This window comes from Paraburkholderia sp. MM5482-R2, from assembly GCF_050436125.1.
In the GTDB taxonomy this organism is placed as follows: domain Bacteria; phylum Pseudomonadota; class Gammaproteobacteria; order Burkholderiales; family Burkholderiaceae; genus Paraburkholderia; species Paraburkholderia tuberum.
In genome coordinates, this window is the sequence record NZ_JBNDLP010000003.1 from 92447 (window position 1) to 104322 (window position 11876).

Consider the following 11876-nt stretch of genomic DNA (forward strand, 5'->3'; position numbering starts at 1 on the left):
ATGCCGGCCACCCGCGGCGTGCGTAACAATGCCCGCATTATTGCGCGCGCTCCGTGCGCGCGCGCACCTTCGGCACCCGCCATCTCACCGTAACCTCCCCGTTTCCGCGCTAGCGCGGTGCCCGGCTGCCCGCGTTGGCACACGGTTTGCTCCTTTCCGCGACGAGTGACGACCAGTCCCGCGAGACCGGCGTCTGGCGTCAAAGCACCCGCGACTGGCCAGCGGCGCGACGATCTTTGCACTACATTGACCAGTACGTGCCTCTGCTGACGCATCGCGCGGTATCCGGCTCGGGAAGCCCAATGAGCGCTGTGATCGCATGCCAAGTGCATCCACACCGCAGCAGGACAACTCTGGAAACGACCGATGGAATCTCCAAACGGGTACGCGCCGCGGATTTACTTTTTTCATTCTCTTCTCGTCGGGCCCCTCGATGCCTGGCCCGCGCAGTTCGCTCATGCGGCCGGGCTCGGCTTCGATCATGCGTTGATCGGCGGGCTGTTCGAGCCCGGCCAGGCCGGCCATGGCCAGGTGGTCGGCAATCACGCTCGGCTGCATCCGGTGTTCGAGGCGCAGCATTCGGTGCACGACGCCGTGCGCATGCTCGCCGATGCCGCGCGCCGCAACAACCTGACGCTGCTGGTCGATCTCGTGATCGACCGCATGGCCGCCGACGGCGTGCTGTACAGCGAGCATTCGGACTGGTTTCACGCGCGTGAGTCCGAGCTCGCACGGCTCGATCCGCGCCACGTGCATCGCGAAGACAACGTTGCCTACGCGAATTTCGACGACCCCGCGACGAGTGCCTCGCTGAGCGTCTGGTGGACCCAGCAACTGCTCGCGCTCGCCGAGGCGGGTGTCGGCGGCTTCCGTTTCGATTCGCCGCATCGCGTGCCGGCTGCCGCATGGCGGCACCTCGGCGATGAAGTGCGCGCGAAGCATCCGCGCGTGCGCTTTCTCGCGGCAACGCCGGGCCTGTCGCGCGGCGATCTGCCCGGTCTCGAAGCAGCCGGCTTCGACAGCGCGTTTTCGTCGGTGCGCTGGTGGGATTTCCGTTCGAGCTGGATGGCCGAGGAGCATGCGGCGCTCGCGCGCGTTGGTGCGCCGATCGCCTTTCCCGAAGCGCCGTACGGTACGCGCCTCGCCGCCGAGCTGAGCGACGTGCATGATGCGGCGATCGTCGAGCGGGCGTATCGACGCGCGCTGTTCACGTCGGTTGCATTGGGCAGCGGCTGGATGATGCCGATGGGCTTCGAATACGGCATCGCCGAACCGATGTCGCAAACGCGCGGCGACGCCGCGCAGTTCGCCCGCGCCGCGCAGTCGCGCCGCTTCGATCTGAGCGCCGCCGTCACCCAGGCCAACGACTTCGCGCGCAACACGCCAACACTGCACGCGAACGGTGAATTGCGCCCATTGAGCGGCCCCGGCGCATCGGCCGCGGTTCTGCTGCGCGGCGACGCAGCCGATCTGCGCGACGCCGGCGAAGCCGTTCTGATCGTCGTGAATCCCGAACTCGGTGCGCCAGTGCGTGTCGATCCCGCGCGCTTCCTCGCGGGCGTGCCGGGCAGCTTTACGCGCTTCGCGCCGCTCGATGCGCGCGGCCGAACCGAACCCGCGGCACTCGTGCCGTTTGCGCTCGCGCCCGGTGCGGTGCGGCTGCTGCGCGCGTTCGCGGAGCAGCCGATCTGCCTCGCGCCGCCGATCGACAAGGCGAACAGCAAGCGCAGCGGCCGCAAGACAGTGCTCGACGCGATCGAAGCGCCGCGCGTCGCGATCGAGAGCGTGTCGCCGTCGGTGGAGAACGGCCGCTTCGCGGCCAAGCGCAGCGTCGGCGAGCGCGCGGAAATTCGCGCGGCGATCTTCGCCGAAGGTCACGACAAGATCGCGGCTGCCGTGCTGTGGCGCGCGGCCGACGAAACCGCGTGGCACGAAGAACTGATGTCGCCCGCGCCGCCGGCCGGGCTCGACTTGTGGAGCGCGCGCATTCCGCTCGAGCGGATCGGCCGCTACGAGTTCACCGTGATCGCGTGGCGCGACGACTTCGCGTCGCTCGTCGAGCACATCCAGAAGAAGCTGAAGGCGAACCAGACCGTCGAGATAGAACTCGACGAAGCCGCGCATCTGTTCGCGCTCGTGCTCGCCGAAGTCGAGACGACCGAAGGCGCCGACAAGGAGCCGCTCGAACACATCGTGCGCGACTTCCAGAAGGCCGACGCCGAACAGAAGCTCGCAGTGATTCTCGCGCCCGCCACAGCGAAGGCAATGACCGCCGCGCGCCATCGCCCGTTTCTGAGCCGCGACCCCGTGATCTACAAGATCGACGCGGAACGCACGGCCGCCTATTTCGCGAGCTGGTACGAGATCTTCCCGCGCTCGATGAGCGACGACGAGTCGCGCCACGGCACGTTCGCGGACGTGAGCGCGAAGCTGCCGCGCATCCGCGACATGGGCTTCGACGTGCTGTACTTCCCGCCGATCCACCCGATCGGCCTCGCGAACCGCAAGGGCCGCAACAACACGCTGACCACGCAGCCGGGCGATGTGGGCAGTCCCTATGCGATCGGCGCCGCCGAGGGCGGTCACACCGCCGTGCATCCGCAACTCGGCACGCTCGACGATTTCAAGGCGATGCTCGCCGCCGCGCATGCGCATGGCCTCGAGATCGCGCTCGACTTCGCGATCCAGTGCTCGCCCGATCACCCATGGCTGAAGGAGCATCCGACGTGGTTCGCGTGGCGCCCCGACGGCACGCTGCGCTACGCCGAGAATCCGCCGAAGAAGTATCAGGACATCGTCAACCCGGACTTCTACGCGCACGACGCCAAGCCCGGCCTGTGGCTCGCATTGCGCGACGTGATCCTGTTCTGGGTCGACGCAGGCGTGCGCATCTTCCGCGTCGACAATCCGCACACCAAGCCGCTGCCGTTCTGGGAATGGATGATCGCCGACGTGCGCGCGCGCCACCCCGACACGATCTTTCTCGCCGAAGCCTTCACGCGGCCGCGCATGATGAACCGGCTCGGCAAGATCGGCTTCTCGCAGTCGTACACGTACTTCACGTGGCGCGAGTCGAAGCGCGATTTCACCGAGTACATGGGCGAACTTACGCAGACCGGCGCGCGCGATTTCTATCGGCCGAACTTCTTCGTCAATACGCCGGACATCAACCCGCGCCATCTGCAATCGCAGGGACGCACGGGCTTTCTGATCCGCGCGGCGCTGGCCGCGACACTGGCCGGCCTGTGGGGCGTGTATAGCGGCTTCGAACTGTGCGAGGCCACCGCGCTGCCGAACAGCGAAGAGTATCTGGACTCCGAAAAGTATCAGTTGCGGGCGTGGGACTGGCACCGGCCCGGCAATATCGTCGGCGAGATCACCGCACTGAACCGCATCCGTCGCGCGAATCCGGCGCTGCAAACGCATCTCGGTCTCACGTTCCTCGCCGCGCACAACGACCACATCCTGTGCTTCGAGAAAGCGACCGAATCGCGCGACAACGTGATCGTCGTCGCGATCAATCTCGATCCGTTCAACGAACAGGGCGCGGACATCGAGTTGTCGTGGGACACGTTCCAGCGCTGGCATCTACACGATCACGCCACGCTCGAAGTGATCGACCAGATGACCGGCGCACGCTTCGAATGGCACGGACGCTGGCAACACGTGCGGCTCGGCTCGGGCCAACCCTTCTCGATCTGGCGCATCGCGCCGCTAGGCGGCCTGCCCGCCGATCGCCCCGAGGAGAGCGACCACGATCCCGACAGCGCTCCTCACGCAGACGCTGTCAACCCAACCTGGATGGAAGGTGGAACATGAAGCGCGACGATCCAGCCCAAACCGCGCACGAGGCGCAAACGGCCGTGGCCGTCGGCACCGCGGCGAAGGTACGCACGCGCCGCCGCGGCAAACCCGCGGCCCTCAGCGACGATCCGCTGTGGTACAAGGACGCGATCATCTATCAGGTGCACATCAAGTCGTTCTTCGATGGGAACAACGACGGCGTCGGCGATTTCCCCGGTCTGATGGCCAAGCTCGACTACATCGCCGAGCTCGGCGTCAACGCGATCTGGCTGCTGCCGTTCTATCCGTCGCCACGCCGCGACGACGGCTACGACATCGCCGACTACCGCAACGTGCATCCCGACTACGGTCAGCTCGCGGACGTGCGGCGCTTCATCCAGGAAGCGCACGCGCGCGGCATCCGCGTGATCACCGAGCTCGTCATCAACCACACGTCGGATCAGCACCCGTGGTTCCAGCGCGCGCGGCGCGCGAAGCCCGGCTCGAACTATCGCAACTACTATGTGTGGTCCGATACCGATCAGAAGTACGCGGAGACTCGCATCATCTTCATCGACTCGGAGCCGTCGAACTGGACGCACGATCCGGTTGCGGGCGCGTACTACTGGCACCGCTTCTACTCGCACCAGCCCGATCTGAACTTCGACAATCCGGCGGTGTTGAAAGAGGTCCTGCAGGTGATGCGTTTCTGGCTCGACATGGGCATCGACGGGCTGCGGCTCGATGCGGTGCCATACCTCGTCGAACGTGAAGGCACCAACAACGAGAACCTGCCTGAGACGCACGAGGTCCTGAAGCGGATTCGCGCGACCATCGACGCCGAGTACCCGAACCGGATGCTGCTCGCCGAGGCGAACCAGTGGCCCGAGGACGTGAAGGAGTATTTCGGCAACGAAGACGAATGCCATATGGCGTTCCACTTCCCGCTGATGCCGCGCATCTACATGTCGATCGCGAGCGAAGACCGCTTCCCGATCACCGACATCATGAAGCAGACACCGGAACTCCCCGAATCGAACCAGTGGGCGATCTTCCTGCGCAATCACGACGAGCTGACGCTCGAAATGGTCACTGATTCCGAGCGTGACTATTTGTGGAACACCTATGCGAGCGATCGCCGCGCACGTTTGAATCTCGGCATTCGCCGCCGTCTCGCGCCGCTGATGGAGCGCGACCGCCGCCGCATCGAGCTGATCAACTCGCTGCTGCTGTCGATGCCCGGCACGCCGGTCATCTACTACGGCGACGAACTCGGCATGGGCGACAACATCCACCTCGGCGACCGCGACGGCGTGCGCACGCCGATGCAGTGGTCGTCGGATCGCAACGGCGGCTTCTCGCGCGCCGACCCTGAGCAACTGGTGCTGCCGCCCGTGATGGGTACGCTGTACGGCTTCGACGCGGTCAACGTCGAAGCGCAGAGCCGCGACCCGCATTCGCTGCTGAACTGGACCCGCCGCATGCTTGCGACGCGGCGCGCGAAGCAGACCTTCGGACGCGGCACGATCCGCTTTTTGAAGCCTGAAAACCGCAAGATTCTCGCGTATCTGCGCGAGATGCCCGGCGCGGCGCCGATCCTGTGCGTCGCGAATCTGTCGCGTGCGCCGCAGGCGGTCGAGCTCGAACTGTCAGAATTCAACGGCTTCGTGCCGATCGAGATGACCGCCGATTCGGTGTTCCCCGCGATCGGCCAGCTGACCTATCTGCTGACGTTCCCGCCCTACGGCTTCCTGTGGTTCATGCTGTGCGAAGGCGGCGGGCGGCCGACATGGGCGCAGGCGCATTCCGTGCCGCTGCCCGAGTTCGTCACGATCGTGATCCGCGAAGGGCAATCCGGGCCGACACCCGAAAACGTGCGGCTGCTGGAATCCGAGGTGCTGCCGTCGTGGCTGAGCCGGCGCCGCTGGTTCGCGTCGAAAGATCAGAAGATGCACGCGGTGCGGCTCGCCGCGCTGACCACGATCCCGAACGGCGGCTTCGCGTTCACCGAAATCGAAGTGGACGTCGGCAACCACACCGAACGCTACGTGGTACCGATCGCGCTCACATGGGGCGGCGAAACCACCACGCCGCTGTTCCTGCAATTGGCGCTTGCGCGCGTGCGGCGCGGCCGCACCGTCGGCCATCTGACCGACGCGTTCTCGCTGCCGATCTTCGCGCACAACGTGCTGCGCAAGCTGCGCGAGCGCGCGGTCGTGCCGACCGTGCAGAAGAGCGAGATCAAGTTCCTGCCGACCGAGCGCTTCGCCGAACTCGACGCTCTCGGCGAGCGGCCCGAGATTCGCTGGCTCGCGGCCGAACAGAGCAACAGCTCGCTGATCGTCGCCGATGCCGCGGTGCTGAAGCTGGTGCGGCGGCTCGTCAGCGGCATCCATCCGGAAGCGGAAATCAGCCGCTATCTGACGCAGCTCGGCTATGCGAACACCGCGCCGCTGTATGGCGAAGTGGTGCGCGTCGATCCCGAGGGCGTGCCGCATACGCTCGCGATCCTGCAGGGCTTTATCGACAATCAGGGCGATGCGTGGAACTGGTCGCTCGACTATCTGCGCCGCTCGGTCGACGAACTCGCGATCGCGATCGACACCGAAACGCAGACAGTACCCGATCGCACGAACGAGTCGATTCTGCTGGACGGTTACGGCGAACTCGCGGGCATCATCGGCCGCCGGCTCGGCGAGTTGCACGTCGCGCTCGCCACGCCGAGCGACGACCCCGCGTTCGCGCCGGAACCGGCCAACGCCAAACAGGTGAAGGCATGGGTCGAGGCGGCGCAGACGATGCTCGCGGCCGCGCTCGATCTGCTCGCGCCGCGCATCGCGGACATGAGCGACGCGGACACGAAGGGGCTTGCGCAAAGTCTGATCGATCGCCGCGCCGCGCTCGTCGAGGCCGTCGACAAGCTGGTGCCGGGCGACGCGGGCGCGTTGCGCATCCGCATCCATGGCGACTTCCATCTCGGCCAGGTACTGGTCGCGCACGGCGACGCGTACCTGATCGACTTCGAGGGCGAGCCCGCGCGTTCGCTCGACGAGCGTCGCCAGAAATCGAGCCCGTTGCGTGACGTGGCCGGTCTGATGCGCTCGTTCTCGTATGCGAGCGCAGCCGCGCAATCGACCACCGAAGGCGCGCCGCAACAGACCGCCGATCGCAAGCGCGCGCTGTTCGAACGCTTCCGCGCGCACGCGACCAGCGCGTTCCTCGCGGAATATCGCGCGGCCGCCGCGCAGTCGCCGACACCGCTCGTCGCGCCCGAATCCGAGGAAGCGCTGCTCGATCTGTTCCTGATCGAGAAGGCCGCCTACGAAATCCGCTACGAAGCGGCCAACCGACCGGCGTGGCTCGGCTTGCCGGTGCGCGGCCTCGCGGCGCTCGTGAGCCGGCTGCTCGGCGACACCGGTGCGCCGCCGCACAGCGTTCCGTCAACCCAGGCGCCTGGCGCGGCCACGCCGCCTAACCCGGCCGAGGGCGACTATGAGTGAGCATGATCCGGCCGCAGGCCTTCAACCCGTCGATATCGACGCGCTCGTCGAAGCGCGTCACCCCGATCCGTTTTCGCAGCTCGGGCTGCATCAGACGGACGCGGGGCCGATCGTGCGCGCGCTGCTGCCGAACGCCGCGCACGTCACCGTGATTTCGCGCGCTGATGGCGCGACGCTCGGCGAACTCGAACAACTGCGCCCTGGCCTGTTCGCGGGCCGCATCACGTCGGCGATGCCGTATCGCTTGCGCATCGACTGGCATGGTGTGGTGCAGGAAGTGGAGGATACCTATTCGTTTGCTCCGGTGCTCGGCGACGAGCCGCTCGAACGTCTCGCGCGCGGCGATCCGTACGCGGTGCTCGAATGTCTGGGCGCGCGGCCGGTCGACGTCGACGGTGTGCCGGGTGTGCGCTTTGCGGTGTGGGCGCCGAATGCGCGGCGCGTGTCGGTGGTCGGCGACTTCAATGCGTGGGACGGCCGCCGCCATCCGATGCGGCTGCGTCACCAGGCGGGCGTGTGGGAGCTGTTCGTGCCGCGCGTCGGCGCCGGCACGCGCTACAAGTACGAGCTGCTGTCGCGCGACGGCCATCCGCTGCCGCTGAAGGCCGACCCGTGCGCGATGCAGACGGAAAAGCCGCCGGGCACCGCATCGATCGTCGCACACGTCGACGAGATCGAGCAGTTTCCATGGAGCGATCACGAGTGGATCCAGTCGCGCGCCGACAAGCAGACCGCGCGCACGCCGATCACGATCTACGAAGTGCACGCGGAGTCGTGGCTGCGCGTCGCCGAGGAAGGCCAGCGTGGTCTCGTCTGGGAAGAGCTCGCCGAGCGGCTGATCCCCTATGCGAAGAGCATGGGCTTCACGCACATCGAATTTCTGCCGATCGCCGAGCATCCGTTCGGCGGTTCGTGGGGCTATCAGCCGCTCGGGCAGTTCGCGCCGTCCGCGCGCTTCGGCAAGCCCGAGCAGTTCGCGCGTTTCGTCGATCGCGCGCACGAAGCAGGCCTCGGCGTGATTCTCGACTGGGTGCCCGCGCATTTCCCGAACGACGCGCATGGCCTGATCGATTTCGACGGCACGCCGCTCTACGAGCATGCCGATCCGCGCGAAGGCTATCACCAGGACTGGAACACGATGATCTACAACCTCGGCCGCAACGAGGTCAGCGCGTTCCTGATCGCGTCGGGGCTCGCGTGGTTGAAGCGCTATCACGTCGACGGCCTGCGCGTCGATGCGGTCGCGTCGATGCTGTATCGCGACTACTCCCGTGCGGCCGGCGAGTGGGTGCCGAACATCTATGGCGGCCGCGAGAATCTCGAATCGATCGCGTTCCTGAAGCGCTTGAATCACGAGGTCCGCTATGTGCCGGGCGCGCCCGGCGCGATCACGGTCGCCGAGGAATCGACCGCATGGCCGGGCGTGACCGCGCGCCTCGCGGACGGCGGCCTCGGCTTCGACTTCAAGTGGAACATGGGCTGGATGCACGACACCCTGCACTACATGCACGAAGACCCGATGTATCGCCAGTATCACCACCACAACATGACGTTCGGCATGGTGTACGCATATTCCGAGCACTTCGTGCTGCCGCTTTCGCACGACGAGGTGGTGCACGGCAAGGGCTCGCTGCTCGGCAAGATGCCCGGCGACCGCTGGCAGCGTTTCGCTAATCTGCGCGCGTACTTCGGTTTCATGTGGACGCACCCAGGCAAGAAGCTGCTGTTCATGGGCGGCGAATTCGGCCAGATGGCGGAGTTCGACCATGACGGCTCGCCGCATTGGCATCTTCTCGACGATTCGAACCACCACGGCGTGCAATTACTGGTGCGCGACCTGAACCATCTGTATCGCAACGAGCCCGCGCTGCATCTGCTCGACAGCGAACCGGGCGGCTTCGAATGGTTGATCGGCGACGACAGCGGCAACAGCGTGTTCGCCTATCGGCGCACCGACGGCGCGGGCCAGGAGTTCGTCGTGGTGTGCAACATGACGCCGGTGCCGCGGCTCGGCTATCGGCTCGGCATGCCGCGCGGCGGACGCTGGGTGGAAGTGCTGAATACCGATGCAGGCGTGTATGGCGGCTCGAACATGGGCAACGGCGGGCTGATTCATTCCGACCATGTATCGAGCCACGGCAGGCCACATTCCGCCGCGCTGATCTTGCCCCCGCTCGCGACGATCGTATTGCGCGCGGACTGAGAAAACGTGCCGTAACGCGGGCGCGCGGCGCACAGGCAGCCGCCGCGCGCCCGTTGCATGAAGACCCAGTCAGACCCGAGCTCCAGCTCGACAATCAGAACAGGAAAGGGAAATCATGTCGCATGCGTTGCCCGAGCGGTTGCTGCCCGGCTCGCCGTATCCGCTCGGCGCGAACTGGGATGGGCTGGGTGTCAACTTCGCGGTGTTCTCGGCCAATGCGCAGAAAATCGAGCTATGCCTGTTCGACTCAACCGGCCGCAAGGAGATTCGCCGCTTCACCATGCCCGAATGCACCGACGAGATCTGGCACGGCTATCTGCCGAACGCGCATCCGGGCACCGCGTACGGCTTTCGCGCGCATGGGCCGTATCAGCCGCATTTCGGGCATCGTTTCAATCCGCACAAGCTGCTGCTCGACCCGTATGCGCGCAAGCTCGTCGGGCAGTTTCGCTGGTCCGACGCGCTGTTCGGCTATCGCGTGCATTCGAATCGCGCGGACCTTTCGATCGACCGGCGCGATTCCGCGCCCGCGATGCCCAAGTGCGTCGTGATCGACGAGGCGTTCGACTCGTCGCACGACAGGCGGCCCGACGTGCCGTGGGGCGAGACCGTGATCTACGAAACGCACTTGCGCGGCGCGTCGATGCTGCGCTCCGATCTGCGCCAGCATGAACGCGGCACGTTCGCGGCGCTCGCGTCGCCGGAGTTCATCGAGCATTTGCTGAAGCTCGGCGTGACCGCGGTCGAGCTGCTGCCCGTGCACGCGTTTCTGAACGACCGCTTCCTCGTGGAGCGCGGCCTGCGCAATTACTGGGGCTACAACACGGCAGCGTTCTTCGCGCCGGAGCCGACCTATCTGAGCACGCACCGGCTCGACGAAATGCGCATCGCCGTGCGCCAGCTGCACGCGGCCGGCATCGAGGTGATTCTCGACGTGGTCTACAACCACACTTGCGAAAGCAATGAGATGGGCCCGACCATTTCATGGCGCGGCCTCGACAATGCCAGCTATTACCGGCTGATTCCCGGCGACGAGCGTCACCATATCAACGACACGGGCTGCGGCAACACGGTCAATCTGCCGCATCCGCGCGTGCTGCAGATGGTGATGGATTCACTGCGCTACTGGTCGACCGCGTTCAATATCGACGGCTTCCGTTTCGATCTCGGCGTGACGCTCGGGCGCGAAAGCCACGGCTTCGATCCGGGCTCGGGCCTGTTCGACGCGTTGCGCCAGGACCCGGTGCTATCGCAACGCAAGCTGATTTCCGAGCCATGGGATCTCGGCCCTGGCGGCTATCAGCTCGGCAATCATCCGCCGGGATTCAGCGAATGGAACGACCGTTTCCGTGACACGGTGCGACGTTTCTGGCGTGGCGATGCCGGCCTGCGGCCCGACCTCGCCGCGCGCCTGACCGGGTCGGCCGATCTGTTCAACCGGCGGCATCGCAAGCCGTGGGCGTCGATCAACTTCGTCACGTCGCATGACGGCTTCACCTTGGCCGATGTCACCGCGTACGAGCAGAAGCACAACGAAGCCAACCTGGAAGACAACAACGACGGCCACAACGAGAATTGCAGCCGCAATTGGGGTCTCGAAGGCGCGACCGACGACCCCGCGATCCTCGCGACCCGCCGTCGCGTGTCGCGCTCGCTGATCGCGACACTGATGATCACGCTCGGCACGCCGATGCTGCTGGCCGGCGACGAAGCGCTGCGCACGCAGCGCGGCAACAACAATGCGTACTGTCAGGATAACGACCTATCCTGGATCGACTGGGACCTCGCGGATTCGCCGGAAGGTCAGCGCATGACCGAGTTCGTCGCGCGCGTGATCGGGTTGCGCAAGCGCCATCCGCTGCTACGTGAAACGCGCTTTCTGTTCGGCGACCGCGAAGTGCTGCCCGGCCTGTTCGACGTCGGCTGGTTCGACGAACACGGCGATCCGCTGACGATCGAAGCGTGGCAGGACCCGGAGGGACGCGCGTTCACGTTGCGTCGCGCGGGTCCGGGCCTGAATGGCGAAACCGAAGTATTGTTACTGATGCTCAACGCTCACGAGGAACCGCTGCAGTTCGCGCCTCCCGCGCCGCACCTGGAATGGCATGTGCTGTTAGACACGGCCGATCCGGAACGCGCGCCGCAGCGGCTCGCGACGGCCGAACTCGAGGTCGCCGCGCACGGCCTCGTGATACTCGCCGCGCAACCGACCGGTGAAGCGGATTGGCAAGCCGGCTGGGTGGCTGGCGCGCAGCACGGGCCGCGGCTGTTGACCGCGCTGCCGCCCGATCCGGGCGCGCAGACCGCAAACGATGTTGGTTCGCAATGAACGATGCACTGCGGCGACCTGGTTCGAGCATGGACAAATCGCGCCGCAGCCGGGGTGGCAA

Annotated in this window: 4 protein-coding genes; all 4 read left to right on the forward strand. The window is 66.1% G+C overall.

The genetic code is table 11. The features are described from left to right. Window positions 1-366 precede the first annotated feature (366 nt). The 4 genes from OKW37_RS22550 to glgX all read left to right on the forward strand — a co-directional run bounded on the left by OKW37_RS22550 (window position 367) and on the right by glgX (window position 11815). Window positions 367-3819, forward strand: a complete 3453-nt coding sequence (locus OKW37_RS22550; protein ID WP_429509949.1) for a maltotransferase domain-containing protein — start codon at window positions 367-369, stop codon at window positions 3817-3819. Next, window positions 3816-7283, forward strand: a complete 3468-nt coding sequence (gene treS / locus OKW37_RS22555) for a maltose alpha-D-glucosyltransferase (RefSeq protein WP_429509951.1) — start codon at window positions 3816-3818, stop codon at window positions 7281-7283. Before OKW37_RS22550 ends, treS begins: the two co-directional genes overlap by 4 nt. Further along, window positions 7276-9486 (forward strand): 1,4-alpha-glucan branching protein GlgB, encoded by a 2211-nt coding sequence (gene glgB, locus OKW37_RS22560; protein WP_429352655.1) that lies wholly within the window; start codon window positions 7276-7278, stop codon window positions 9484-9486. The genes treS and glgB overlap by 8 nt, the downstream gene beginning before the upstream one ends. A gap of 115 nt (window positions 9487-9601) precedes the next feature. Further along, window positions 9602-11815 (forward strand): glycogen debranching protein GlgX, encoded by a 2214-nt coding sequence (gene glgX, locus OKW37_RS22565; protein ID WP_184057525.1) that lies wholly within the window; start codon window positions 9602-9604, stop codon window positions 11813-11815. Window positions 11816-11876 lie beyond the last annotated feature (61 nt).